The organism is Calditerricola yamamurae (genome assembly GCF_054654135.1).
The window spans coordinates 204,443-229,203 of record NZ_BAAIFH010000004.1 but is presented as its reverse complement, the minus strand read 5'-3'; the positions used below and the strand labels follow the sequence as shown (position 1 = coordinate 229,203).

The following is a 24,761-nucleotide window of genomic DNA, read 5'->3' as shown; positions in this document are numbered from 1 at the left end:
CAGAAAGGAGGGAACCGCGATCAACCCGGAATTCATCGTCTCCAAGGACGACTGGTCCCTCCACCGCAAAGGCTATCAGGATCAAATGCGCCATCAGGAGAAGGTGAAAGAGGCCATCCGTGAAAACCTCGGCGACCTGATCACCGAGGAGAGCATCATCCTGTCGAACGGCCGTGACGTCGTCAAGATTCCCATCCGCAGTCTTGACGAGTACCGCTTCCGGTACAACTGGCAGAAACAGCAGCATGTTGGCCAGGGCAACGGCAAGTCCCGCGTGGGAGACGTTATCGCGCGGGACGGCCAGGCGGCAGGACCGGGCAAGGGGAAGGGGGCCGGGGACCTGCCCGGCGATGACTACTATGAAGCGGAGATCACCGTGGCGGAGATCGAGGAGATGCTTTTTGCCGAGCTGGAGCTGCCCAACCTGAAGCAGAAAGAGATGGAGAACCTCGTCGTCGAGGATATCCGGTGGAACGACGTGCGCAAAAAGGGGCTGATGGGCAACATCGACAAGAAACGCACCCTCCTGACGGCCCTCAAGCGCAGCGCCCTAGCCGGCAAGCCCTTCCGCATCACCGTCGACGACCTGCGATTCAAGACATGGGAAGAGGTGGTTCGCCCCCACACCAACGCCGTCGTCATCGCCATGATGGACACCAGCGGGTCGATGGGCACCTTCGAGAAATACTGTGCGCGCAGCTTCTTTTTCTGGATGACCCGCTTTTTGCGCACCAAATACCAGTCGGTGGAGATCGTCTTCATCGCCCATCACACGGAGGCGAAGGAAGTCTCGGAGGAGGCCTTTTTCACCAAGGGGGAAAGCGGCGGCACAATCTGCTCGTCCGCCTACCGCAAGGCGCTGGAAATTATCGACACGCGCTATCCCCCTACCCGGTACAACCTGTATCCCTTCCATTTCTCCGACGGCGACAACCTGACCTCCGACAACGAGCGCTGCGTGCGCCTGGTAAAGGAGCTGATCAACCGGTGCAACCTGTTCGGCTATGCGGAGGTCAACCAGTACCAGAGACATTCAACCCTGATGTCGGCCTACCGGCACATCAAGGATCCCAAGTTCGTCCATTGCATCATCCGCGAGAAGGCCGACGTGTACAAGGCCCTCAAGACGTTCTTCAGCAATCCGCAGACGGCGAATTGACGGGGTGCGCGCGAGGAGGCGATCCGGATGCGCGACGACGAGAAGCGGGCGTTGGAGCGGGCCATCGCCGAGATCACCGAAGTGGCCAAAGGCTTTGGCCTTGATTTTTATCCGATGCGCTATGAGATCTGTCCGGCCGATATCCTCTACACCTTCGGCGCCTACGGCATGCCCACGCGCTTTTCGCACTGGAGCTTCGGGAAGGCCTTTCACCGGATGAAACTGCAGTACGATCTCGGGTTGTCGAAGATCTACGAGTTGGTGATTAACTCCAACCCCTGTTACGCCTTTCTCCTTGAGGGCAATTCCCTCATCCAGAACAAACTGATTGTTGCCCACGTGTTGGCCCACTGCGATTTTTTCAAGAACAACGTGCGCTTTGCCAACACCAAGCGCGACATGGTGGAAAGCATGGCGGCTAGTGCGGAGCGCATTCGCGCCTACGAAATCCAGTACGGCAAACTGGAAGTGGAGCGCTTTCTCGACGCGGCGCTGGCCATTCAGGAGCACATTGACCCGAGCCTCCTGCGGCCCAAGCTGCGGTGGAAACGGCATGAGCCGCCGTTGTCGGAAGAGCCGAAAAAGCCGCGCACACCCTACGACGACCTGTGGAAGCTGGATGAAACGGGCGAGGTGCGCGCGGCGAAGCGCGAACCCATCAAGAAACGAAAATTTCCGCCCGAGCCGGAAAAGGATCTGGTGTTGTTCATTGAGGAGTACAGCACCGTTCTCGAGGACTGGCAGCGCGACATCCTTACCATTTTGCGCGAAGAAATGCTCTATTTCTGGCCGCAGTTGGAGACGAAGATCATGAATGAGGGGTGGGCCACCTATTGGCACACCCGCATCATGCGCGAGCTGGACCTTACCGAGGACGAGATCATCGAGTACGCCCGTTTGCACGCCGCCGTCATCCAACCCTCCCGCACCAGCATTAACCCGTATCTCTTGGGTTACCGCATCTTCGAGGACATCGAGCGGCGCTGGGACCATCCCACCGAGGAAGAGCAGCGGCGCTTCGGGCGCAAACCGGGCCAGGGGCGGCGGAAAATCTTCGAGGTGCGCGAGCTGGATTCCGACACGTCCTTCCTGCGCGACTACTTGACCAAAGAGCTTGTGGAGGAACTGGACCTCTATTTGTACGCGAAATCCGGAAACGACTGGGTGATTACCGACAAGGCGTGGGAGACGGTGCGCGACCAGCTCGTCGCGCTGCGGATCAACGGCGGGTTTCCCTACATCACCGTGCAGGACAGCGATTACCTGCGCAACGGCGAGCTGTACCTCAAGCACCATTACGAAGGGGTGGAACTGGACCTCAAGTATGTGGAGAAGACGCTTCCCTACGTGTACCAGCTGTGGGGGCGCTCTGTCCATCTGGAGACGGTGGTGGAAAACCGCGGTGTGCTGTTTACGTATGACGGCAGAAAGGTCCATCGCCGCTTTCTGTGAACCGGGTGCCCATCCCCGCGGGACGGTACATCCGCTTTGTGGGACTCAATTTATATTGATTCTAAAGAAGGAATTTGTTTAAATTAGAGCAGAGGAACTGCGAAAGGAGGGGGTTGGATGGACCGGAAACTGTTGGCCAAGCTCGAAAAGGGGTCGATTCTGCTGTACGAGGACGAACGGGTGGTCGGCAAATTCGTGTGTGACGCGCGAGGGATCTGCCGCTTGTTGCCCGTGACGGATCCCCGCGGGGAGAACGGGGGACGTCCGACGTCCGCGTACGCCGAGAATTGCGACCTCGGTTGGTGTTGAGGACACCCATTGCACCGGGAAAACGTGGTTTGCCCTCGCGATTGGCGGGCTCCCAAGGCGGAGCCCGTTTTTGTTTTGATAAAAAATTATACATTTTCTGCTGAATTATTTTCCATTTAATTTCCATATTTTTTGGGTTGGTTTGGTGAAAGGGGTATGGTACCTTGGAACTGTCGGCGCGGTCCTGCTGTTTCCTGGCGGATGGGACAAGCCTTCCCAAACGGAGGGGACAAGCCTTCCGTTCGTTCCGGTTCGGAGGATGCGGAGGGCACGAATATGCCATGAAAATGCAAAGGAGGGATAGCGTGCGCAACCGCGCGCGAACGACGCTGAAGACGGTTGGGGCAATCTGTCTGACCACCGGTTTGACGTTTTCGATGATGGTGCCCAGCGCGGGAGCGGTATCCGTTGAAGAGATTTGGAAATCGGTAACATCGCAAACCGGAAAACCCGGAACCTTTGTTTCCGTCAACAACGGTACGGTTTCCACGGGGACCAGCTCGACGAACGGTTCGCCGACGACGGCTCCAACGCCAAAGGCAGGATCGGCACCGTCCACTTCGACGAACGGTTCGTCGACATGGGAGACGCCTTCCACCATCCCGACGAAACCGGCCGCGCCGAAAGCGGAAGCGCCAGGCCCGCGCCATGCCTCCCTGGCTGACGCCATCATCGCCACCGGCGAGAAGTATCTCGGCACGCCGTATAAGTTTGGGGCCAACTATGCGCGTGACCGCGCCTTCGATTGCTCGGAGTTCACCCGCGTGGTGTTCGGTGAAAACGGCATCACCCTGCCGCGCAGCTCGCGGCAGCAAGCCCAAGTGGGCCGCACCGTCGCGCTGAATGCCCTGCAGAAGGGTGACCTGATCTTCTTCGATACGTCGTCGGCCCGTGCCGGCATCGACCACGTGGCCATCTACGCGGGCAACGGCAAAATCCTGCACGCCATTCCGCGCGGCGGCGTCCAGTACGCCAGCTTCTCCGGCTACTGGGTGCGTACGGCCGTGACGGCCAAGCGTGTGATCCAGTGAGCAAAGCCACGCCCTCTGCCACTTACGGCAGAGGGCGTTTTCGTTTGAACGGCTGTTCCCATAGTGGGGTTTTCTACGCGTGTTTCGACGTGTCCACGTCTTCGGGCCGCCAGTCACCGCACCCGAGCCACAGTGTCGGCTTTCCGGTGGGGCCGGTGAACAGGTGAAAGGCGACCATGCCGAGGGAAAAGCAGGTTTTCAGGCTGGGGACATTGTCCACAGCGACACGGACATACAGTTTGCCGAGGCGGCGGATGACCGCGGCGGTCAGGGCCTTGGCGATGCCGCGCCGGCGGCAGGCGGAGTGGACGACGATGAGCGACTCACTCCGCCCGAAGTCTTTGGCGGCAAGGCATCCGGCGATCCTGCCTCTGTCCGTTCGGGCAAGGACAATGAGGGTACCGGGCTGGTTGAGCTCACCGGGTTTCAGATCGCGCAGCCAGCGGATGGCGCGGTGGGTGATGCGTCGGTCCCCGTGGCGATGCACCAATGCGAGTACGAGTGGGCGCAACCGCGGCCACTCCGCGGGGGTCACCACACGGATCTTCATTGCGTCGTGCCTCCGGTGCGAAAGCCGGCGGCCCATTGGGCGTAGCGGATGCGCGTTTCCAGGGCGCGACGCTGGATGGTTGGTTCGTCGAAGGTCATCGGTTTGGCGTTGGCCTCAAAGAACCACAGCTTGCCGTGGCGGTCGACCCCGAAGTCCATCGAACACTCGGCCAGACCGGGCATGTGCCGTTCGAGGGTGCGCGCGACGGCTAGGGCCACCGTTCTGAGCTGGTCCTGAACGTGGGAAGCCGCTTGGGACGGGAGCGCCCGTGCCAGCAGGAGACGGGGGTTGCCGATGTGCCCGCCTTGGGGCACATGGGTGGTAATGCCGCCCGCGGGTGCAACCCGAGCGCCGACGCCGGTGAGCTGCCACTGGCCGCTGCCATCCTTTTGCACGAGTGCCCGAAGGTCGAAGCGCTGCCCGTTGACATTCGCCAGCTCGATGCCTTGCTGGATCAGATACGGAACGTCGCCGATCCACCGCCGGCACCAGGATGCCAGCTCTTCAAAGCGGCGGAAAACGGCAGTCTTCCGCGTCCCGTTGGTCGATTGCCCAATCGCTTCATAGCCTGCGGGGGTTTTCGTGACGCGCAGGATGCCCACGCCGGCTTTTCCGCCGCACGGTTTGAGGTAGACCGTCGGGTAGCGTGCCAAAAAGGCGCGCAATGTCCCCGGGGTGGCGCGCGCCGTGTCGGGGAGGAGGGCGCGCAAGGATTTCGCGGTGCCCAGCCATTGCGCGAGCTGCCATTTGTCAAAGAAGCTGCGGTTGAACAGATGGACGCGTTTCGTCAGCCACGTAAGGAAGGCTTGTACGCCGGGCCGTTGTTCCCACTGGCGATAGGGGATGCGGTTGTACACCACGTGGGGCAGCGGAAGCGGGGCCTCGATCCACCTGCCGCGATGGGGCAGACGGCCCGTGACGGTCATGGTGGTGCGGTCCACGTCGTCCGGGGTAAACACGAAGGCGATGCCCCCGAGCCGGCGTGCTGTTTGGCAGATGGCCGCCAAATGGCCGTGGTTTCCGCGCAAGCGGCCCCGGGCATCGCGCAGGATGAGGATGCCCAAAAACGGGCCGATGCGGATGCGCTCGGGTTGGGGGTCGAGGAGGATGCGGCTGTGCCAGTGGCGCGAGCTGGACGGGGCGTCGGCCGGCCAGCGGCTGTGCATGTCAGCGGGCCACGGCTGGTCGAGGGCACCGGCCACGAGGGGCCGGCCGGACAATGGGAGGGTGGGACGGATCACATGCCACCGGTGGTCGGACAGGGAGAGCACCACGTGCGCGTGAGGCGCCATAAACGTCCTCCTTTCGAAGGGGTTGCGGTGGCCCGTTCGGCATGCCGGTCAAGCAAAATGGGCCAGGTACATGGCGTATTCGAGGAGGGCCTTTCGAGAGAGGCGGTCGGCCTCGCGCATACTTGGGTGGTGGAACACCGAACGCCCCGGCTTGGCGTTGGCTTCGAACATCCACACGTTTCCCGCGCGATCGACGCCGAGATCAAAGCCGAGTTCCCCGACAGGGGCGGAGAAGGATTCCTCCAGCGCGCGGGCCAGACGCAGCGCGGTCTGTTCAATCCGCGTCAAGACGTGCACTGCTTGTTCGCCGAAGGCGGCGCGGAGCGCCGTTTCCGCTTCCATCAGCCTTCCCCCGGTACGCAGGTGGGTGGTGACGCAGCCCGGCCCCGCCACCTTGGCGCCGACGGCGACCACCATCCACTGGTCGGCACGGGTTTTGTGGGCGTGCACGCGAAAGTCCACCGGGCGACCGTGGACGGTAATCAGCTGGATGCCTTGCTGGGCGATGTATCGGGGAAGTCTCGGGGTGAGGCCCAAGCGGCGCAACGCCTCGCCGACGCTCGAAAATCGGTAGAGAAGGTTTTTTTCTCCTCGTCGAAAGCGGACCAAGAGGCCCCAGCGCGGATGGCGCAGAAACATGTAGATCCCAAGCCCTAGGCTCCCGCCGGCCGGTTTGAGGTAGACGCGAGTATGGGTGTGCAGCAGCCGGACAATGTCCGCCACCGTGGGCATGAAGACCGTTTCCGGCAAAAGGGGGCGGATATCGGCAAAGCGGAGCAATCGCTGGTGGATTTCCCATTTGTGAAAGAATCCGGGATTGAAGATGGGGATGGCGAGGGCGCGGAGTCCGCGCTTGGCGTGTTGGACGGCTTCACGGGCTTCCGCCGTGCGGTTGGGCACGCGATCGTAGACGACGTCGGGAAACGGCGCCCAACCGGTGTGCCATTGTCCTCCCCGCCAGTAGGAGGCGCGTACGCGCCGGTTTTCCCAGTCGATATCCGCCGGTGTGAAGACGTAATAGAGGCATCCCACTTCCGGACCCACCGCCAGCAGGTGGCGGAAAAAGGGGCTGCGCAGGCCAAAAGGTTGATCGGGACGGGGCATGCGGCCGGTCGTGAGGATGCCGACAACCGGTCCGAGGCAAAGGGTGTTGCCGCTGACCTGCAGGTGAACCGGACCGCCGTGGGGGACGACCAACTCGTTCCATACCGGTGTGCCGAGTACGGCGGTGGAGGCGGATGCCCGATGCTGGCGCAGGGTGACGAGGATCGACCGCTGGCCCAAGCGCACGGACAGCGTTTGGCCAGGCGTGAGGTCCAGGGAACGCAGAACGGGCGACGAGAGGTACACAACCGGTTTGGCGATCGCATGGCGCTGGAGGGCGACGCGAATCGTGCTCATGGAAAGCGGCCTCCTGTACGTGGGGGACTCGCCGACAGCCAGCGGGCGTATTCCAAGGGGCGCAAGACCGACAACTGTGCGGCTTTCCGATCGCCCGTGTGCCAAAAGGAAGCACGCCCAGGTTTGGAATTGACCTCTAGGATCCACACGCGGCCGTCGGGTTCGATGCCCAAGTCAATGCCGAGCTCAAACAGCCGCCCGTGGTGCGCTTCCAGGTGGCGGGGCACGATGGCGGCGATGGTGTGGACTTGTTCGGTGATGGCGGCCACCGTTTGGGGAGGATAGTGGGCGTCCAGGAACGGTTGCGTGGCCAGCGCGGTCCCGCCGCCGTGGAGATTGGCGGTCAGGCTGCCGGGTTGGCCGGCGCGCACGGCAGTTCCCGTCAGCTGCCAGGTGCCCGTGCCGTCTTTTTGCACCAGCACCCGGAGGTCGAAGGGGATTTGGTTGGCGGTGTGCAGGGCGAGGTATGGCTGGATAATCAGGGAGCTGGAGCGGTGCAGCGGCAAAAGATGTGCCCACAGTGCCTCGATGCTGGCGATGTGCAGGGCCACGGGGCGGTTGCGGCTGTCCCGGCCGACCACGTGCCATCCGCCTCCCTCCGGTTTCACGCGAAGCACGCCCCGTCCTTGCGCCCCGCCGCGCGGTTTGACAACGACGCTTCCGTGACGGCGAAGCCAAAGGCGGAGTTGTGCCGCCGTGGATAAGGGAGCCGTTTCCGGCAGATAGGGCCGCAGCGCGGGTGCGGTGCGCAGCATTTGGTAGACGGCCCATTTGTGTGGCAGGCCGTGGCCGAGAAACGTGACGTGGGGCAGGGCCTTGATTGCCGCCACGAAAGGCGCAAGGCGACGGTATGCGGCGCGACTGGGGTAGTAGCAGCGATCGTACAGCAAGGCGGGCAATTCGACGGACGCGCGTTGCCATTGCCCCTTTTGCCAGCCGTAACCGGAGGCGCGCCGCGTGCCCGGGTGAACGGACCGCGGATCCAGGACCAGTACCTGGATCTTGCGTTCCTGTCCAGCTTTCGCCAATTGCGTGAAAAACGCCCCTTCGGCAAAGGGGAAGGGTGCGGATGTGGCCCTCGTGGCGAAGGAAAGAACACCTAGCGCGATCCAGGAGGCCATGTTGGTTCGCTCCTCGTGATCTGTTGGCGGTACACGTACCATGCATAATCGGCCAGGCGGAGGGCGGAAGGTCGTGGGCGGGGTAACGCCGCAGGCGATCCCGGTTCGTCCGGCCGTTCCTCGGTTTTTGACGGCTTGGCGTTGGCTTCAATAACCCATATTTTCCCATGTACATCGACGGCCAGATCGATCCCCAGCTCGGCGAAGTGTCCCGGTATGGTCTGCTCGATGCTTTTGGCCACGAGAAGGGCTTTTTGGCGCAGGGCGGTGAGCGACGGGCGTGGGGCCGAAAGGGGCAAGGCTTGTGTCAGCGCCTGTGCAGCTGGAAGGGATGCCCCGCCGCGGGCGAGGTTGGTCACGATGCCACCGGCCGGACCGGTGCGCGCCACGATCGAGGTGACGCCCCACGCACCGGTTCGCCCTTTTTGCACCAGCACGCGAAAGTCGACCGGCGCTTGCTGGTAGGTGAGGAGCAGGAGCCCCTGTTGCACGAGATACGGCCGTTTGCCGAGCCGAGGCACCAAAAACTGCGCCGCCTGTGCCCAACGCGAAAAGACGCGTCGTATCGTGCCCGACAGCGTGGTGTACGAGACGACAAACCGCCGGCGCTCCTTGCTGACGCGGTAGATGCCCCGCCCCAAGCTGCCGTTTGACGGCTTGAGGTAGATGAGGCCATAGCGGTCGAGCAATTCCTTTACCGTGGCCGGTCCCTGATAGAATCGCGTATCGGGCAAATGCGGTGCCAGTTCAGGAACGGCGGCCAGCTTGCGATGTACCGTCCATTTGTCGAGAAACCGCTCGTTGAAAATGGCCACGCCGCCGTTTCGCAACTGAAGAAGGAGCTTTTGGCTGGCGGCGGTCCCTTCGCTGAGCCGGGAAGAAAGCCGGTTGTAGACAGCGTGCGGCAGGGGCAGGTGGACGCGGTGAAAGGCGTTGTGGCGGTAGATCCATCCACAAATGGTGGACGGGTTGGTTGCGACGTCCTCCGCTGTAAAGGCGTAGACCAGCATACCGTGCCGCGCGCCGCTGGCGATCAGTTCGAGAAAGAACGGGGTAAAATGACCAAAGGGGCGCGCCGGTTCGTTTTCGTACGCCCGGGAGACCAACACCCCCAGGATTGGCCCGAGATCGAGGCGATGCTCGTCTCGGAAATACACAATGTGCGCCAAGCGCGGTCCCGGAAGGCACAAGGTTTGCGCGAGCGGCTGGTTGAGGCGGATGAGTGCCGTCGAGCTGCCGCCGATGGCCACCGCCGCTGCTGCTTGGCGCGAGCCAAAGGAGACGCGCAGGGGAAGCGAGGTCGAAAGGGCCATACGCTTCGCCAGGCTTTGGGGAAAGATGATGGTGGGGGGTTTCCCGGTATCCGCATCGATTTGGATGAACACGCGCATCACGAGCATGACGCCACCGTCCCCTTCTTTGTCTCCCGATTGGCTACTGTATCGTATGTAGGCTTGCGCGGGCCGGTGCGCGGATCGGGCTCGACCATGAGGAGGCGCTGCGGTGAACGAAGTGCTGGGGATTGGATTTGGGACGCTCATGGGGGCGTTTATTGGCGGGGCTACCAATTACCTGGCGATTCGCATGTTGTTTCGGCCGCACAGGCCGTGGCGGATTGGGCAGTGGACCCTGCCGTTTACCCCCGGCCTGATTCCCAAGCGACACGGTGCGTTGGCCCGGCAGCTGGGGGAACTGGTGGCCCGCCACCTCGTCACCGCCAAGGGGCTGCGGCGGGCCATGGCCAGCCCGGCGTGGCGTAACGCCGTCACCGCGTGGGTCCGTAGGTGCCTGCGCCGCGCCCTGACCGACGAGCGTCCGCTGTGCGACATTGTAGCGGCCTTGCCGGGCGAGGTGCGGCGGACAGGGCTGCGGCTCTTTTTACGTCTCGTGCGCGAGGGGGAAACGGTGGCAACGGCGGTCCTCCGGCGCCGGCTGGTGGGCGCGGGCGCGCAACCCATCGGCGCGCTCGTGCCGCCAAACGTGCGGGTGGGGGTGGAGCGGCTGGCCGAGCGGGCAGCACCGCATGTGGCGCGCCTGCTGGCGGATTTTCTGGCCAGCGAGCAAGGACGGCGGGCGCTGGCCCGGATCGTTCGGGAGGCGGTTGCCCAACGTGGCGTGGTGGGGGCGCTTGCCGGTGCCCTGCTGCCGGAGGAGCGGGTGGCGCTTGGATTGTCCCGCGTCCTCGCGGACAGGTTGAGGCGACCGGCGGCGGAGGATGCGCTGGCCCGCCTGCTGCGCGCGCTGGTGACCGAGCTGTGGCGGTGTCCGGCGGTGACGTTTGTCACGATGCTGCCGGAACGGCCCGGAAGCCACCTGGTGACGCGCCTCCTTCGCCTGCTGGCCTCTCCCCGTCGGGCAGGGGTGACTTTGGCCGAGATGGGCCGCCTCTTGCCCGCCCGGGTGGTGGACGTGTGGATCCCTGCCGCCGTGCTGGCGATTCTTGACGGGCTTGCCGCGCGCGCAGACCGGCTTCTCGGGTCGCTGCCGTTGGCCGAAGCGGTTCGAGAGGAAGTGGAAGCCTTCTCGCTTCCGGAACTGGAGGCGCGGATCGTCGAGGTGGCCGGACGTGAACTGCGGTGGATCACCTGGATCGGGGCCGTGATTGGCGGCGTGGTTGGTGCGGTGCAGACGGTCATCCTGTGGGGACTGGGATAGGCCGTGCGGCGGAACGCAACAAGGCTACGGAGCAGGAAACGGGGCATGGATCGCGAAATTAGAGAATACTAGCGTGAACGTGGAAAGCAAACCGGAAACACGCCGTTTCGGGAGGGATCGTCATGGAACTGGTGTACCACGGGCACAGCTTTGTGGAGGTGCGCCACGAAGGGAAAACCATCCTCATTGACCCGTTTGTCACGGGCAACCCGCTGGCCAAGGTGCAGCCGGAAGAGCTGTCCGCCGATTTCATCCTGCTCACCCACGGCCACGGCGACCATGTGGGGGACACGGTGGCCATCGCCAAACGCACTGGGGCGACGGTGGTGGCCGTCTTTGAGCTGGCCACCTACCTGTCTTGGCAAGGGGTTTCCGTCCATCCGATGCACATCGGGGGGGCGCGCGATTTTGGAGTCTTTCGCGTGAAGTTTACCCCCGCGTTTCACGGGTCGAGTTTTGTGGAGGAGGAGGGACGCCGGATCGTCTACACCGGGATGCCGGCGGGCATTCTGCTGTCTCTTGGAGGCAAGACGATCTACCACGCCGGGGATACGGCGCTCTTTGGCGACATGAAGCTGATTGGCGAGCGGCATGCGCCGGACGTGGCGTTCTTGCCCATCGGTGACAACTTCACGATGGGGCCCGAGGATGCGCTCTTGGCCGCGGAATGGGTGAAGGCCAAGACGGTGGTGCCCATCCATTACAACACCTTCCCGCTCATCGAGCAGAATGCCCACGCCTTTGTTCAGGCGCTGAAGGAGAAGGGCATTAACGGCGTGGTGTTGGAAAGCGGGCAGTCGCTGACCCTGTGACTGCTGCGAGGGTGGGGGATATGCGTTAGGAATCGGGGGAGGGAGCGCGTGAGCCGGGAGGCGTACATCGAGCGGTGGTTTGTGCGGGAAGACGAGGTGCTGCGCGCGGTGCGCGCGGGGATTGCCGGAGATTTCCGTGACGCCCAGTTGGGGCGGCTGTTGCATTTGCTCGTGAAGCTGGTCGGGGTGCGACGCGGGGCATCCGCGCGTTTCATGAGCGCCTGGTCTCCCATCCGCGCCTGGAGGCCACGTTGCTACCCCTCGACGACGGGTTCGCGGTGGCGCGCGTGAAAGCCGAGGCGACTGAGAACATCCGCGTCCCGGGTTGACGCGGGACAATACCGGCGGGCAGGACGTGAAGTGCCGGCGCGTCAAGCCGGCGCGCGTCTTGCCCGCCGTCATGCTGTTACCGGATCATGAGGTCGACAGCCAGTGCCCCGGCGATGCCGGCGGCCACGACGAGGAGGAGATGGGCACGACGCCATGCGAGGGCTGCTGCCGCCAGCGCGCCAACGGTGGCGGATGCGGGATGCCCCGTGGCGGTGAACACCCCGGGCACGATGAGGGCGCCGAGGGCGGCGTAGGGGAGGAAACGGAAAAAACGCTCCACAACCGGCGACCACGCGCGCCCCGGCAGGAAAACGAGCGGCAACATGCGCGGCAGGTAGGTCACCAGTCCCATCGCTGCAATGAGGGCCAGCAGGGCGGTTGTGTCGTTCACGGTCTTACCTCCTTGGTGGACGTTGCCGCGTTCTGGGGATGGGGGATTCCTTGCCCCGCGGAAACCTTCTTCTTCGTGGCGGCTGAGGACGCGCGCGGTTTCTTGCCGCCTTCGCGGTCCTCCATGAGGACGGTGCCCACGGCGGCACCGACGACGGTGGCCAGCACGATGCGCCAGCCTGGCGATAGCGGCACGGCAGTGAGGGTGGCCAAGGCGGCGTGGGTGAGGGCGGCTGTGGCGGCGACGGCGGCCACGGAGCGGGAGGTGCGCATCGGCGGGATCACAAGGCCGAGAAACATGGCGTACAGGGCGATGCCCAGGCTGGCTTGCAACGCCTCGGGAAGGGCTGCCCCGGCGACCAGCCCGAGGGCCGTGCCGATGTTCCACGCGGTAAAGGCGATGGTACCCAGTCCCAGCAGGAAGGCGGGGCGCAGCGTGGCGTCCGGCTCGAGGGACGCGACGGCAAAGGTTTCGTCCGTCACGCCGTAGGCCACGAGCGCGCGCAGCGGTTTCGGCACGCCCGGCTCGATGCGCCGGGAAAGGGCTGCCGTCATGAGCAGGTGACGCAAGTTCAGGAGGAACGTGGTCATCACGATTTCGCTCCACGCCACGCCCAGTGCGAGGAGGTTGACGGCGACAAACTGGCTGGCGCCGGCATAGACGAGCACCGACATCGCCACTGCTGCCACCTCCGGCAAGCCGGCCGACCGGGCGAGCACGCCAAAGGCCATGGAGATGGGCAGGTAGCCGACGGCAATCGGCACTCCCGTTCGAACGCCGCGGAAAAAGGCGCGGTGCGCGTCGCGGTTCATGGGTTGCGGCCTCCTTGTTCGCAAGTCGAAGAGTTTATAATGTATTATACATTCGTACAATATAACATACAACTTGGTTCACACGCGGGAAGGCCGATTCCTGTGGGTCAACACGTTTTCCGACAACCGGGGTGAGCCCATGGAACCCATTCACGTGCAGATTGGCCGCAACTTGCAGCGCCTGCGCAAACAGCGCGGGCTCAGCCTCGACAAGCTGGCTGAGCTCACCGGTGTGAGCAAGGGCATGCTTGCCCAGATCGAGCGGGGCGAGTCGAGCCCGACGGTGACCACGCTGTGGAAGATCGCCGCGGGGTTGAACTTGACCTTTTCGGCGCTGATCGAGCCCGAGCCCCCAACGGTTACCGTCGTCCCCCGCGTCGCCACCTCCCCCGTTGTCGAGGAAGGCGGCGGATATCGCGTCTACCCCGTCTTTCCCTTCGACCGTGCCACACGCCTTGAGGTGTACCGGGTGGAGATGGACCCCGGCGTGATCCACGCCTCCGAGCCGCATCCCGCCGGCGTCGAGGAATACCTGCTCATCGCCGAGGGGGAGCTGTCGGTTGACGTGGACGGCTGTACGTACACCCTGCGCGCCGGGGACGCCCTACGCATGGTCGCGGACCGCCCCCATACGTACCGCTGCGGTGACCGGCCGACACGGGTCCATATGCTGCTCGTATACCCGCCCCGCTGAGGGCGCGGTTGTGCGGCGGCCCGCTCGGCGCTATAATAGGGCAAAGCCATGTGGAGCACAGCAGCGGCGAGACGGTAAAACAGATTTTCCAACAAGCGTGGTGACGGGGATTTGACGACGAAACACGAGCAGATTCTCCAGTACATCGAGTCGCTGGACGTGGGGACGAAGATCTCGGTGCGCCAGATTGCCCGGGACATGGGGGTCAGCGAGGGGACGGCCTATCGGGCAATCAAGGATGCCGAGGCGCGCGGCCTGGTCAGCACCATCGAGCGCGTCGGCACGGTGCGCATCGAGAAAAAACAGAAGGAAAACATCGAGAAGCTGACCTTTGCCGAAGTGGTGAACATCGTGGAAGGCCACGTCCTCGGCGGGCGCGAGGGACTGCACAAAACCCTGAACAAATTTGTGATCGGGGCCATGAAACTGGAGGCGATGATGCGCTACGTTGAGCCGGGCAGCCTCTTGATTGTGGGCAACCGTGACCAGGCCCACAAGCTGGCTCTCCAGCACGGCGCGGCGGTGCTGATCACCGGCGGGTTTGACGCCAGTGACGAGGTGAAGCGTTTGGCCGACGAATACGCGCTGCCGCTCATCTCGAGCAGCTATGACACCTTTACGGTGGCGTCGCTAATCAACCGGGCGATCTTTGACCGGCTGATCAAGAAGGAAATCATCCTGGTCGAAGACATTCTTGTTCCCCGCCACGCCACGGTGGTGTTGCACCCGGACGACACCGTCGCCCGCTGGGAGGCCTTGCAGATGGAGACCGGGCATTCGCGCTATCCCGTTGTCGATGAGCACGACCGCGTGGTCGGCATCGTCACCACCAAGGACGTGATTGGCCTCGAGCCCGATACGCCGATTGAGCGGGTGATGACCAAGCAGCCGCTGACGGCATCGCCCAACATGTCGGTGGCGGCAGCGGCCCATCTGATGGTGTGGGAAGGCATCGAGCTTTTGCCCGTCGTGGACGGCCAGCGGCGCCTCTTGGGAGTCGTCAGCCGTCAGGATGTCCTCAAGGCCTTGCAGTACATGCAAAAGCAGCCGCAAGTCGGCGAAACCTTCGCCGATCTGATTACCACCCGCTTCACGGAAACCCGCGTCGATGGCCAGGTGGTCCTGGAGGGTGACGTGACGCCGCAGATGACCAACCATTTTGGGATGATGGCCACCGGCGTGCTCACCCAGGTGATCGAGGAAGCGGCCCGTCGCGCCCTGCGCCAGCACAAAAAGGGCGAATTTGTATGCGAAAACCTCAGCGTCTACTTTCTCAAGCCCATCCAGATCGACAGTGCCATCGACGTCCACCCGCGTGTTCTTGAAGTCAGCCGCAAGTTCGGGAAGGTGGACGTGGAAGTGTACCGCGAAGGCCAGCTGGTGGCCAAAGCCGTCCTGACGGCGCAGCTTTTTGAACGGTAACAATCCCCCGGCGGAACCCGTCGGGGGATTGTCTGTATCCCCACCACCCAAGCGCGGTTCCCGTCAAAGCGGCGGGGGTGGCGCCTGGGGCGGGCTTTCGCGCCCGAGAGTGGCAACGAAAGCGCATTTTATGGATTGGACGGATTTACTTCCATGTACAGGGCAATCGTTTCCCCGACAACGAGTGTGCGCAGGGCGAGGCGAAAGGTGCGGTCCTCGACGGTGAGGGTCTGGTTGTTCAGCAGGCGCACGAGGGCCCGGTGCGTTTCCAGCAGGCTGTCAATGGGAAGGCCGACCAGGAACCGGGTCTCCTTTTTTACATGACTGATCACTTCGGCCTTCAGAAAGGCGTCGAGGTTGTCGCCGAGGACCACCACGTCGACCTTGCGCACCACCGGTTTGGCCGACTGTGCCTTTAGCTTGTCCTGCAGGGCACGGATCTCTTCTTGGAGTTTGGCGTTTTCCAGGGTGAGGGTCTTGAGGGTCAGGTGGTAGCGGTCGATCTGCTGGCCGACGACGTAGAGGCACAACACGGCACCGCATAACAGGCCGAAGAGAAAGACCATTTCGTAGCGAAACAGGCGAGGATGGCGGCTCGCGGGGACGATGCGCATTACAGCCCCTCCCCTTTCGCAATCCAGTGCAGGAGGAGCGTGCCGCAGTAGGCACCGGCGAAAGCCGACGACAGGAGCAGCACCTGTTTGATGAGCACCGAGGAGAGGTTTCCGTCCGTGACGCCGCTTTCAATGTGCTTGATAACGTCGAAGGTGCCGCCCACGGCGGCAACCAGGGCCCAGATTTTCAGCTTTTCCGCCAGGCTGAGCATCGTGTGCAGCGGCGGCAGGTTCACCAGCAGGGCGCCGAGCCCGCCGACGGAGGCTCCTCCCACCAGTACACCGAAGGCGACGAAAAAGTACAGCACGGCGGTGGAGACAAATTCACTCATGGCTTCCCCCCGCATCCCGCGAGATTGGGGCCGCCCGCGGCGGCGCGGATGGCGTGCGGGTCGGCGCGCGTCTCGTCTGCTAGATTGTATGACTCGTCCGCCGCAACCATGCGAAGGCGAATATATGTTTGGTTTCGCCTTTCGGCTTGCGCTATGATAAGTAAAGAAAGGGAACGTGAGCAAGGATAGGGAACGTGACGCGAGGGAGGAAGGGACGTGGCCGCCTTCGTCCATCTGCATGTGCACAGCGAATACAGCCTGCTTGACGGTGCGGCGCGCATTGACGACTTGGTGGCGCGGGCGGCGGAGTTAGGGATGGAGGCCCTCGCCCTGACCGACCACGGCGTGCTCTACGGTCTCATTCCCTTCTACCGTGCCTGCCTCGAACGCGGCGTGCGACCGATTCTCGGCATGGAGGCATATGTGGTCAATGGCTCGGCGGCGGACCGAGCACCGCGGGACCGCCAGCCGGTGTACCACCTCACCTTGCTCGCCGAAAACGAGACCGGGTACAAAAACCTGATGCGCCTGGCCACGGCGGCGCACCTGTCGGGCATGCATTACGGCAAGCCGCGCGTCGACAAGGAGATGCTTCATCGCCACCGCGACGGCCTCATCGCCCTCACCGGATGCCTGAGCGGCGAAGTGCCGCAGCTGCTCCTTTCCGGAAAGACGGCGGAGGCCGAGCGGGCGCTGGGGCAGTACGTGGAGATCTTCGGGCGGGAGAACGTCGTGGTCGAAGTGCAGGACCACGATCTGCCCGACGAGCGGCTGGTGAACGCCCAATTGGTGGAGCTGGCCCGTCGCTTTGGCCTGGCGGTGGCGGCGACGAACGATGTCCATTACGTTCGTCGCGAGGATGCCCGTGTGCAAGAGGTACTGATGTGCATCGCCACCGGCAAGCGCCTGGCCGACGAGAATCGGTTGCGGCTGCCCAATGACCGGTTTTACTTCACGTCGGCCCAGGAAATGGCTGCGCGCTTTGCCCATCTCCCCGAGGCGCTGGAAACCACCGTGCGCCTTGCCGACCGCTGCCACGTGACCATTCCCCTCGGCCGGCCGGTCCTGCCACGCTTTCCCCTCCCGCCCGGCGAGCCGTCGGCCGAGGCTTACCTGCGCAAGCTGTGCGAGGCCGGCGCCCGCCGGCGGTACGGTACGGTGAGCGAGACGGTGCGCGCGCGGCTTGACCACGAGCTGGCCGTCATTGCCGAGACGGGCTTCGCCGACTACTTTCTCATCGTCTGGGATTTCATGCGCTATGCCCGCGAGCGGGGCATCCTTACCGGTCCGGGACGGGGATCGGCGGCGGGCAGCCTGGTGGCGTACTGCCTCGGGATTACCCAGGTCGACCCGCTCGAACACGGCCTTCTCTTTGAGCGGTTTTTGAACCGCGAGCGCGTCAGCATGCCCGACATCGACATCGATTTTTCCGACGAGCGGCGTGACGAGGTGATCCGCTACGTGGTCGAACGCTATGGTGCCGACCGCGTGGCCCAGATCATCACCTTCGGGACGATGGCCGCCCGCGCCGCGGTGCGCGACGTCGGGCGCGTCCTCGATCTGCCCCACGGCAAGGTGGACACCGTGGCCAAGCTGATTCCCGGCGGGCCGGGCATGACCCTCGAGCGGGCATTGCAAGAGGTGCCGCAGCTTCGCGCGCTGTACGAGCGGGACGCCGAGGTGCGCCGGCTGATCGACACGGCCAAGGCCGTGGAGGGGCTGCCCCGTCACCCGTCGACCCACGCCGCGGGGGTGGTGATCTCGCGCGACCCGCTCACCGAGCACACACCGCTGACGGCCGGCAGCGGCGTGTGTCCCCTCACTCAGTACGACATGGAGGCCCTCGAGGCGATCGGTCTCCTCAAAATGGACTTCCTCGGCCTGCGCAACCTGACGATCATCGAGCGCACCCTCGATCACATCGCGCGCATGACGGGCAAGCGGCCGCATCTCGAGGCGATCCCCTTCGACGACCCCGACACCTACGCCCTGCTCTCTCGCGCCGAAACAACCGGGATTTTTCAGCTCGAGTCGGCCGGCATGCGGCGCGTCTTGCGCGAGCTGAGGCCCTCGTGTTTTGATGACATCGTCGCCGTTCTCGCCCTGTACCGGCCGGGACCGATGGCCTTCATCGACCAGTACATCGCCGGCAAGCGCGGTGAGCGGCCGGTCATCTATCCCCATCCCGATCTCGAGCCGATCCTCGCTCCCACCTACGGCATTCTCGTCTACCAGGAGCAGATCATGCAGGTGGCGGCGAAACTGGCCGGCTTCACCCTCGGTGAGGCCGACATCCTGCGCCGCGCGGTGGCGAAGAAAAAGCGCGAGCTTCTGGACGAGATGCGCGAGCGGTTTGTGGCCGGCTGCCGGCGCCAGGGGTACGACGAGGCGCTGGCCCATGCCGTCTACGACCTGATCGTCCGCTTTGCCGACTACGGGTTCAACAAGGCCCACGCCGTCGCCTACGGGGTCATCGCCTATCAGATGGCCTACCTCAAGGCCCATTACCCGGCAGCGTTTATGGCCGCTCTCCTCTCCTCGGTGATGGGCAACCACGACAAGCTGGCCGAGTATGTGGAGGCCTGCCGGGAGATGGGGCTTGCGGTGCTGCCGCCTGATGTCAACGAGAGCGACGAGTCTTTCACCGTCGTCCCCGGTGGTATCCGCTTTGGCCTGGGGGCGATCAAGCACGTCGGCCTGCACGCTGTGCGGGCTATCCTCGAGGCGCGTAAGGCCGGCCCGTTCCGCAACCTGTACGATTTCTGCCTGCGCGTCGACCCGCGGGCGCTGAACCGGAAAGTGCTCGAGGCGCTCATCTTCTGCGGGGCGATGGACAGCCTGGAAGGGGACCGCGTGCAAAAGCTGGCCGTTCTCGACGACGTGTTGGACGCCGCCGTCGAGGCGCGCCGGGCGCGGGATGACGGACAGCTGGCCCTGTTTGCCGAACCGGTCCAAACGGCCATGCCCGTCTCCTATCCCGATCTGCCGCCCTTCAGCCTGCGTGAGCGACTCGACCACGAGCGCGAGTACCTCGGCTTGTACGTGTCCGGCCATCCCCTTGACGCCTACCGGCACATCCTCGACCGTCCGGGGATTTTTTCCCTTTCGGCCCTGGCCGAGCTGCGGGACCGCACCGTGGCCAAGGTGGCCGGCCTGGTGCGGGAGAAGAAGGGGATCCAGACGCGTAAGGGGGAGCCGATGCTCTTTCTCACCCTCGAAGACCGCGCCGGGCGTGTTGAGGTGGTGGTCTTCCCCGACGCGTATCGCCGGTACCGTGCCGTCATCGAGGGAGCCGAGGCCCTCGTAATCGAAGGCACGGTCGACCGCCAGGACGAGCAGGTGAAGCTGCTGTTGCGCCGCGCTTGGGACCTCGACGCCGTTGCCGAGCGCCTGCGCGCGTCGGAAACACGCGGCGTGGCGTCTTCTTCTCCGGTCGATCCACCGGTGTCCCCCGCGGCCGGTTCGCCGTCGCCTGCGGACGCGTCTCCTCCGCCGGACGCAGAGGCCAGTCGCGTGTATATCAAGGTGCCGCGCCATGCCCAGACCCGTACCCATCTGGCTCGGCTGAAAGCGGTACTGGCCCTGCACGCCGGAACGGTGCCGGTGGTGCTCTACCTCGAGGCCACGGGCGAGGCTCGCGCCCTTTCCGCCCGCTACGCTGTCGCCCCCAGCGATGCCCTGCAGGCCGCCGTGGAGCGGCTCTTTGGCCCCGGCACCTATGCCGTTCGATGAGCGACGGCGCCCTCGCGCCGTTTGTGAAGACTTTGCTATAATAGAAAAAATGCCCGGAAACCGGGCAAAAGGAGGAACGTGACGGTGGGGGAGTTCAGCCTGCGCGAGGCAGCGCTCAAGCTGCATCGTGAGTACCAAGGAAAACTGACAATCCAGGGCAGGATGGCGGTACGCAACGCCCATGACCTGAGTTTGGTGTACACGCCGGGCGTGGCCGAACCGTGCAAGGAGATTCACGCCGATCCCGACCGCGTCTACGACTACACCGTCAAGGGCAACCTGGTAGCGGTGGTGACGAACGGAACGGCGGTGCTGGGACTGGGCAACATCGGACCGGAGGCGGCCTTGCCGGTGATGGAGGGAAAAGCCCTCCTGTTCAAGTTGTTTGCCGACGTGGATGCAGTCCCGATCTGTGTCCGGGAGGTGGAGGTCGAGGCGTTTGTCGAGGCGGTGAAGCGCCTTGAGCCCACCTTTGGGGGCCTCAACCTGGAGGACATCGCCGCACCGGCATGCTTTGCCATCGAGGAGCGGCTCAAAACGGAGGTACGCATCCCCGTCTTTCACGACGACCAGCATGGCACGGCCATCGTTACCGCTGCCGGGCTCCTCAACGCCCTGCGCGTGGTCGGCAAATCTTTTTCCGCCGTACGGGTGGTGGTGAATGGCGCCGGTGCGGCGGGCATTGCTATTGTGCGCCTTCTGCTCCAGCTGGGCGTGGGCGATGTCGTCTTGTGTGACCGGTACGGCGCGCTCTATCCCGGCCGTCCCGAAGGAATGAACGCGATCAAGGCCGAGATGGCGGCGGTGACCAACCGCGAGCGCGTGCGCGGTACGCTGGCGGATTGTCTGCGCGGCGCAGACGTCTTCATCGGGGTCTCGACGGCCGGGGTGCTCACCCCCGACATGGTGCGCACGATGGCCCGGGACGCCATCGTCTTCGCCATGGCGAACCCCGTTCCCGAGATCCTGCCCGATGAGGCCAAGGCTGCCGGCGCGGCCGTTGTGGGAACGGGGCGTTCGGACTTTCCCAACCAGGTGAACAACGTCCTCGCCTTCCCCGGTGTGTTCCGCGGCGCGCTGGATGTGGCGGCGACGGAGATCAACGACGCGATGAAATTGGCGGCGGTAAACGCCATTGCCGGCCTCGTCGGGGAGGAACAGCTGTCGCCCGACTGCGTGATCCCCTCGCCCCTTGATCGGCGTGTGGCCCCGGCGGTGGCGGCGGCGGTGGCCGAGGCGGCGATGCGCACGGGCGTGGCCCGCAAAGCGGTCGACCCTGAGGTGATCCGCCGCCGGACGACCGCCCGCATCGCGGCCCAATTGCCTACGGGCGTGTAGGTCCTTCGTCCGCTTTTCCTTGACGGATGGCGGCGCGGTCCAAATAATAGATATGATGTGATCGCGCACAGCGCAACGAAGACGAAGCCGAGTTGCGGCAGGTGAAGGAGGAACCCCCATGTGGACCGTGATCTATATTGCGCCCAGCGAAAAGGCGGCCGAGCGGATCAAACAGCGGCTTGAAGAAGAGGGGTTTCTGGTGAAGATTCGCCCCAGCGGGGTGTCGAAGCAATACGAAGTGCTCGTTCCCGGCTCCGAAGTGCGGGAAGTCCAAGAGGTGCTCAGCGCCATTCTTCACGAATGAAGGGCGCCGAGTGTCGCAGGTGGGGTGTAAACGTGTTCAAGGACTGGTTTGGGAAACGGAAGCGGTACGCTACGCTGCCCGGCGTGCAGCCTGTGCGCCGGGAAGACGCGGCCGACGCGGCGGCGCGCGAGGAACGGCGGGAGATTCCCGAGGGGTTGCTCATCAAGTGCGACCGCTGCGGCACGATCACATATGTCAAGGAACTGGACAAAAACCTGAAGGTCTGTCGGGGATGCGATTACCACTTTGCCCTGTCTGCACCGGAGCGGATTCGCATTACGCTCGACGAGGGATCGTTTGTGGAGTACGATGCCGACCTGGTATCGGAAGACCCCCTGGGCTTTCCCGGCTATCCCGACAAGCTGGCCAAGTCCCAAGCCCAGTCGGGCCTGCGCGAAGCGGTGGTGACCGGGGAAGGCACGATTGACGGCTTCGCGGTCGTCATCGGCGTGATGGACAGCCGATTCATCATGGGCAGCATGGGATCGGTTGTGGGGGAAAAGATCACCCGCGCCATCGAGCGGGCCACGGAGAAGCGCCTTCCCCTCCTCCTCTTTTCCGCATCCGGCGGGGCGCGCATGCAGGAAGGCGTGCTCAGCCTGATGCAGATGGCCAAGACATCGGCGGCCCTGGCTCGTTTCCACCGCGAGGGGCTCCTGTTCATCAGCGTTCTGACCAACCCGACGACCGGCGGCGTGTCGGCCAGCTTCGCCTCCCTCGGCGACATCAACATCGCCGAGCCCGGCGCGCTGATCGGCTTTGCGGGGCGGCGCATCATCGAGCAGACCATTCGGCAGAAGCTGCCCGACGATTTCCAGACGGCGGAGTTTCTGCTCAAGCACGGCCAGCTCGACCTCGTCGTGCACCGCAAGGAAATGCGCGCCACGCTGGCCAAGCTGCTCGATCTTCACCAGGTGAGGAGGGTCGGCTCGTGAGCGGGGAACTGCCTTTTGAACAGCCGCTCGTGGAGCTTCGCCGCAAGATTGCCGAGCTGCGCGCCTTTTCGGAGGAAAAGGCCCTTGATTTGTCCCAGGAGATTGCCCGCTTGGAGGAGAGGCTGCGCGAGCTGGAGCAGGAGATTTACGGCAATCTGACCCCGTGGCAGAAGGTGCAGATTGCCCGCCATCCGGGTCGGCCCACCACACTGGATTTCATCGAGCGCCTGCTTGACGACTTTGTCGAGCTGCACGGCGATCGCGTGTTTGGTGACGATCCGGCCATTGTGGGCGGCATTGGCAAGTTCCGCGGTATTCCGGTCACCGTCGTCGGGCACCAGAAGGGCAAAGACACGAAGGAGAACATCGCCCGCAACTTCGGCATGCCCCATCCCGAGGGTTACCGCAAAGCGCTGCGGCTCATGCAGCAGGCCGACAAGTTCGGGCGCCCGATCCTTTGCTTCATCAACACACCCGGCGCCTACCCCGGCATGGCCGCCGAAGAGCGCGGGCAGAGCGAGGCCATCGCCCGCAACCTGCGCGAGATGGCGGCGCTTCGCGTGCCCATCATCTGTGTGGTGACGGGCGAGGGTGGAAGCGGCGGGGCGCTGGCCCTCGGCGTGGGCAACCGGCTGTACATGCTGGAGAACAGCTTCTACTCGGTCATTTCTCCGGAAGGGGCGGCCGCCCTGCTGTGGAAGGATGCCTCCCAGGCGCAGCGGGCCGCGGAGACGATGAAGATCACCGCTCAAGACCTGCTGGAAATGGGGGTCATCGACGGGATCATCCCCGAACCGATGGGCGGGGCGCACCGGGACGTCGACTGGACGGCCCAGCGCCTCGGCGAGGTGATCGCGAAGGCCCTCGACGAGCTGATGCGCCTCAGTCCGGAGGAGCTGATCGAGGACCGGTACGAAAAATATCGGCGGTTGGGCGTCTTCACGTCCCTGGTGGGGATGGCTGATCGCTGATCCCGAGAAAGCTTCCCGTAGCCGTGCGGGAAGCTTTTTCGGTACAATGGGTGTACCATCATCGTGGTCACACGGCCGTTTCGTATGGCAGGCTCGTGCATCTCAGAGAAATCAGAGAAATAAGGAGAGGTGATCGGCGTGAAGCGCATCGCCGTCCTGACGAGCGGCGGCGACGCCCCGGGCATGAACGCGGCGATCCGGGCCGTCGTGCGCAAGGCGCTGTACCACAAGGTGGAGGTGTTCGGTGTCTACCACGGCTACCGTGGGCTGATCGAAGGGGATATCCGTCCGATGGATGTCGGAAGCGTGGGCGACATCATCCACCGCGGCGGAACGATTCTCTACAGCGCCCGCTGCGAGGAGTTCAAGACGCCGGAGGGGCAGGAGAAGGCCGTCGCGCAGCTTCGCGCCCGCGGCATCGAAGGGCTGGTTGTGATCGGCGGGGACGGCTCGTTCCGTGGCGCCTTGGGGCTGCACGCGCGGGGCATCTGCACCATCGGCGTTCCCGGGACCATCGACAACGACATTCCCGGCACCGATTTCACCATCGGCTTCGACACCGCGGTCAACACCGTGATCCAGGCCATCGACAAGATCCGCGACACGGCAACATCCCACGAACGGACCTACGTGGTCGAGGTGATGGGGCGCCACGCCGGCGACATCGCCCTGTGGGCGGGCTTGGCCGACGGCGCCGAATCGATCCTCATCCCGGAGGAACCCTATAACCTGGACGACATCGTCGAACGGCTCCAGCGCGGCCACCGGCGCGGCAAGAAGCACAGCATTATCCTCGTCGCCGAGGGCGTGGGCAGCGGAGTGGACATCGCCCGTGAAATCGCCGCCCGCACCGGTTTCGAAACGCGCGTTACCGTGCTGGGCCACATCCAGCGCGGCGGCTCGCCAACGGCCTTTGACCGTGTCCTGGCCAGCCGCATGGGGGCCATGGCCGTCGACCTGCTGCTTCAAGGCCGTTCCGGTCGCATGGTGGCCATCCGGAACAACCGGCTCGTCAACCTGGACATCGCCGAGGCCCTCGCGCAGACGCATACCGTTGACCTTTCGATGTACCATTTGGCGCGGATTCTGTCGATTTGAGGGGGA

24 protein-coding genes are annotated in these 24,761 nt (G+C 64.1%); 15 read left to right on the top strand and 9 right to left on the bottom strand.

What is annotated here, in order from left to right; genetic code table 11:
• The first annotated feature begins 19 nt into the window (after window positions 1–19).
• From yhbH to ACYQ0Z_RS02485, 4 genes are all read left to right on the top strand, one after another.
• The gene (yhbH, locus tag ACYQ0Z_RS02500) at window positions 20–1,159 is read left to right on the top strand and encodes a sporulation protein YhbH (RefSeq protein WP_459865076.1); all 1,140 of its coding nucleotides are present in this window, start codon (window positions 20–22) and stop codon (window positions 1,157–1,159) included.
• A gap of 27 nt (window positions 1,160–1,186) precedes the next feature.
• Entirely contained in the window at window positions 1,187–2,611 is a 1,425-nt protein-coding gene (locus ACYQ0Z_RS02495) for a SpoVR family protein (RefSeq protein ID WP_459864116.1), read from the top strand.
• 117 nt (window positions 2,612–2,728) lie between these two features.
• Window positions 2,729–2,920: a hypothetical protein gene (locus ACYQ0Z_RS02490; RefSeq protein WP_459864114.1), complete on the top strand. Its 192-nt coding sequence runs from the start codon at window positions 2,729–2,731 to the stop codon at window positions 2,918–2,920.
• A gap of 305 nt (window positions 2,921–3,225) precedes the next feature.
• Entirely contained in the window at window positions 3,226–3,951 is a 726-nt protein-coding gene (locus ACYQ0Z_RS02485) for a C40 family peptidase (RefSeq protein ID WP_459864111.1), read from the top strand.
• 73 nt (window positions 3,952–4,024) lie between these two features.
• On the opposite strand, the gene ACYQ0Z_RS02480 is transcribed toward ACYQ0Z_RS02485, so the two are convergent.
• Genes ACYQ0Z_RS02480 through ACYQ0Z_RS02460 form a run of 5 tightly spaced genes read right to left on the bottom strand, consistent with a single transcriptional unit; the run spans window position 4,025 to window position 9,715 of the window.
• On the bottom strand, window positions 4,025–4,501 hold the full coding sequence (locus tag ACYQ0Z_RS02480; RefSeq protein WP_459864109.1) for a GNAT family N-acetyltransferase: 477 nt from the start codon (window positions 4,499–4,501) through the stop codon (window positions 4,025–4,027).
• Window positions 4,498–5,793 (bottom strand): YheC/YheD family endospore coat-associated protein, encoded by a 1,296-nt coding sequence (locus ACYQ0Z_RS02475; protein ID WP_459864107.1) that lies wholly within the window; start codon window positions 5,791–5,793, stop codon window positions 4,498–4,500. Before ACYQ0Z_RS02475 ends, ACYQ0Z_RS02480 begins: the two co-directional genes overlap by 4 nt.
• A gap of 48 nt (window positions 5,794–5,841) precedes the next feature.
• Window positions 5,842–7,194 (bottom strand): YheC/YheD family endospore coat-associated protein, encoded by a 1,353-nt coding sequence (locus tag ACYQ0Z_RS02470; protein ID WP_459864105.1) that lies wholly within the window; start codon window positions 7,192–7,194, stop codon window positions 5,842–5,844.
• On the bottom strand, window positions 7,191–8,315 hold the full coding sequence (locus ACYQ0Z_RS02465) for a YheC/YheD family endospore coat-associated protein (RefSeq protein ID WP_459864103.1): 1,125 nt from the start codon (window positions 8,313–8,315) through the stop codon (window positions 7,191–7,193). The genes ACYQ0Z_RS02470 and ACYQ0Z_RS02465 overlap by 4 nt, the downstream gene beginning before the upstream one ends.
• The gene (locus ACYQ0Z_RS02460; RefSeq protein ID WP_459864101.1) at window positions 8,294–9,715 is read right to left on the bottom strand and encodes a YheC/YheD family endospore coat-associated protein; all 1,422 of its coding nucleotides are present in this window, start codon (window positions 9,713–9,715) and stop codon (window positions 8,294–8,296) included. The genes ACYQ0Z_RS02465 and ACYQ0Z_RS02460 overlap by 22 nt, the downstream gene beginning before the upstream one ends.
• Before the next feature lie 103 nt (window positions 9,716–9,818).
• Here ACYQ0Z_RS02460 and ACYQ0Z_RS02455 point away from each other — a divergent pair, with 103 nt between their 5' ends.
• The 3 genes from ACYQ0Z_RS02455 (at window position 9,819) to ACYQ0Z_RS02445 (ending at window position 12,073) form a co-directional block, all read left to right on the top strand.
• Window positions 9,819–10,970: a DUF445 family protein gene (locus tag ACYQ0Z_RS02455; RefSeq protein ID WP_459864099.1), complete on the top strand. Its 1,152-nt coding sequence runs from the start codon at window positions 9,819–9,821 to the stop codon at window positions 10,968–10,970.
• Between the two features lie 122 nt (window positions 10,971–11,092).
• Window positions 11,093–11,782: a metal-dependent hydrolase gene (locus ACYQ0Z_RS02450; protein WP_459864097.1), complete on the top strand. Its 690-nt coding sequence runs from the start codon at window positions 11,093–11,095 to the stop codon at window positions 11,780–11,782.
• Between the two features lie 48 nt (window positions 11,783–11,830).
• Complete coding sequence (locus tag ACYQ0Z_RS02445) at window positions 11,831–12,073, top strand: hypothetical protein (protein ID WP_459864095.1); 243 nt, start codon at window positions 11,831–11,833, stop codon at window positions 12,071–12,073.
• A gap of 115 nt (window positions 12,074–12,188) precedes the next feature.
• On the opposite strand, the gene ACYQ0Z_RS02440 is transcribed toward ACYQ0Z_RS02445, so the two are convergent.
• Together ACYQ0Z_RS02440 and ACYQ0Z_RS02435 are read right to left on the bottom strand one after the other, a co-directional pair.
• Window positions 12,189–12,503, bottom strand: coding sequence for an AzlD domain-containing protein (locus ACYQ0Z_RS02440; RefSeq protein WP_459864093.1), 315 nt, complete (start codon window positions 12,501–12,503; stop codon window positions 12,189–12,191).
• Complete coding sequence (locus ACYQ0Z_RS02435) at window positions 12,500–13,315, bottom strand: AzlC family ABC transporter permease (RefSeq protein WP_459864092.1); 816 nt, start codon at window positions 13,313–13,315, stop codon at window positions 12,500–12,502. The genes ACYQ0Z_RS02440 and ACYQ0Z_RS02435 overlap by 4 nt, the downstream gene beginning before the upstream one ends.
• Window positions 13,316–13,454: 139 nt before the next feature.
• On the opposite strand from ACYQ0Z_RS02435, the gene ACYQ0Z_RS02430 reads away from it, so the two are divergent.
• Together ACYQ0Z_RS02430 and ACYQ0Z_RS02425 are read left to right on the top strand one after the other, a co-directional pair.
• Complete coding sequence (locus tag ACYQ0Z_RS02430; RefSeq protein ID WP_459864090.1) at window positions 13,455–14,009, top strand: helix-turn-helix domain-containing protein; 555 nt, start codon at window positions 13,455–13,457, stop codon at window positions 14,007–14,009.
• A gap of 111 nt (window positions 14,010–14,120) precedes the next feature.
• On the top strand, window positions 14,121–15,431 hold the full coding sequence (locus ACYQ0Z_RS02425) for a DRTGG domain-containing protein (protein ID WP_459864088.1): 1,311 nt from the start codon (window positions 14,121–14,123) through the stop codon (window positions 15,429–15,431).
• 128 nt (window positions 15,432–15,559) lie between these two features.
• Here ACYQ0Z_RS02425 and ACYQ0Z_RS02420 read toward each other — a convergent pair whose 3' ends face one another.
• Window positions 15,560–16,045 carry a sporulation membrane protein YtrI gene (locus ACYQ0Z_RS02420; RefSeq protein ID WP_459864086.1) on the bottom strand — a complete coding sequence of 162 codons (486 nt, stop codon included), beginning with the start codon at window positions 16,043–16,045 and terminating at the stop codon, window positions 15,560–15,562.
• Window positions 16,045–16,377 (bottom strand): YtrH family sporulation protein, encoded by a 333-nt coding sequence (locus ACYQ0Z_RS02415; RefSeq protein WP_459864084.1) that lies wholly within the window; start codon window positions 16,375–16,377, stop codon window positions 16,045–16,047. The genes ACYQ0Z_RS02420 and ACYQ0Z_RS02415 overlap by 1 nt, the downstream gene beginning before the upstream one ends.
• 216 nt (window positions 16,378–16,593) lie before the next feature.
• On the opposite strand from ACYQ0Z_RS02415, the gene ACYQ0Z_RS02410 reads away from it, so the two are divergent.
• The 6 genes from ACYQ0Z_RS02410 (at window position 16,594) to pfkA (ending at window position 24,755) form a co-directional block, all read left to right on the top strand.
• Complete coding sequence (locus ACYQ0Z_RS02410; protein WP_459864082.1) at window positions 16,594–20,109, top strand: DNA polymerase III subunit alpha; 3,516 nt, start codon at window positions 16,594–16,596, stop codon at window positions 20,107–20,109.
• Window positions 20,110–20,193: 84 nt separating this feature from the next.
• Window positions 20,194–21,447, top strand: a complete 1,254-nt coding sequence (locus ACYQ0Z_RS02405) for an NAD(P)-dependent malic enzyme (RefSeq protein ID WP_459864080.1) — start codon at window positions 20,194–20,196, stop codon at window positions 21,445–21,447.
• Between the two features lie 118 nt (window positions 21,448–21,565).
• Window positions 21,566–21,751, top strand: a complete 186-nt coding sequence (locus ACYQ0Z_RS02400) for a glutamate decarboxylase (RefSeq protein WP_188816626.1) — start codon at window positions 21,566–21,568, stop codon at window positions 21,749–21,751.
• A 32-nt stretch (window positions 21,752–21,783) separates the two neighbouring features.
• Window positions 21,784–22,686, top strand: a complete 903-nt coding sequence (gene accD / locus ACYQ0Z_RS02395; RefSeq protein WP_459864078.1) for an acetyl-CoA carboxylase, carboxyltransferase subunit beta — start codon at window positions 21,784–21,786, stop codon at window positions 22,684–22,686.
• A complete protein-coding gene (locus ACYQ0Z_RS02390) occupies window positions 22,683–23,657 on the top strand; it encodes an acetyl-CoA carboxylase carboxyltransferase subunit alpha (protein WP_459864076.1) in 975 nt (324 codons plus the stop codon). Before accD ends, ACYQ0Z_RS02390 begins: the two co-directional genes overlap by 4 nt.
• A 138-nt stretch (window positions 23,658–23,795) precedes the next feature.
• Complete coding sequence (pfkA, locus tag ACYQ0Z_RS02385; protein WP_459864074.1) at window positions 23,796–24,755, top strand: 6-phosphofructokinase; 960 nt, start codon at window positions 23,796–23,798, stop codon at window positions 24,753–24,755.
• The last annotated feature ends 6 nt before the right edge of the window (window positions 24,756–24,761 follow it).

Excerpts from the sequence above, each read along its gene's own strand:
- ACYQ0Z_RS02495 (WP_459864116.1), top strand. The coding sequence starts at position 1,187 with ATGCGCGACGACGAGAAGCGGGCGTTGGAGCGGGCCATCGCCGAGATC.
- ACYQ0Z_RS02490 (WP_459864114.1), top strand. The coding sequence starts at position 2,729 with ATGGACCGGAAACTGTTGGCCAAGCTCGAAAAGGGGTCGATTCTGCTG.
- ACYQ0Z_RS02480 (WP_459864109.1), bottom strand. The coding sequence starts at position 4,501 with ATGAAGATCCGTGTGGTGACCCCCGCGGAGTGGCCGCGGTTGCGCCCA.
- ACYQ0Z_RS02475 (WP_459864107.1), bottom strand. The coding sequence starts at position 5,793 with ATGGCGCCTCACGCGCACGTGGTGCTCTCCCTGTCCGACCACCGGTGG.
- ACYQ0Z_RS02470 (WP_459864105.1), bottom strand. The coding sequence starts at position 7,194 with ATGAGCACGATTCGCGTCGCCCTCCAGCGCCATGCGATCGCCAAACCG.
- ACYQ0Z_RS02465 (WP_459864103.1), bottom strand. The coding sequence starts at position 8,315 with ATGGCCTCCTGGATCGCGCTAGGTGTTCTTTCCTTCGCCACGAGGGCC.
- ACYQ0Z_RS02460 (WP_459864101.1), bottom strand. The coding sequence starts at position 9,715 with ATGCTCGTGATGCGCGTGTTCATCCAAATCGATGCGGATACCGGGAAA.
- ACYQ0Z_RS02450 (WP_459864097.1), top strand. The coding sequence starts at position 11,093 with ATGGAACTGGTGTACCACGGGCACAGCTTTGTGGAGGTGCGCCACGAA.
- ACYQ0Z_RS02435 (WP_459864092.1), bottom strand. The coding sequence starts at position 13,315 with ATGAACCGCGACGCGCACCGCGCCTTTTTCCGCGGCGTTCGAACGGGA.
- ACYQ0Z_RS02430 (WP_459864090.1), top strand. The coding sequence starts at position 13,455 with ATGGAACCCATTCACGTGCAGATTGGCCGCAACTTGCAGCGCCTGCGC.
- ACYQ0Z_RS02420 (WP_459864086.1), bottom strand. The coding sequence starts at position 16,045 with ATGCGCATCGTCCCCGCGAGCCGCCATCCTCGCCTGTTTCGCTACGAA.
- ACYQ0Z_RS02415 (WP_459864084.1), bottom strand. The coding sequence starts at position 16,377 with ATGAGTGAATTTGTCTCCACCGCCGTGCTGTACTTTTTCGTCGCCTTC.
- ACYQ0Z_RS02400 (WP_188816626.1), top strand. The coding sequence starts at position 21,566 with ATGTGGACCGTGATCTATATTGCGCCCAGCGAAAAGGCGGCCGAGCGG.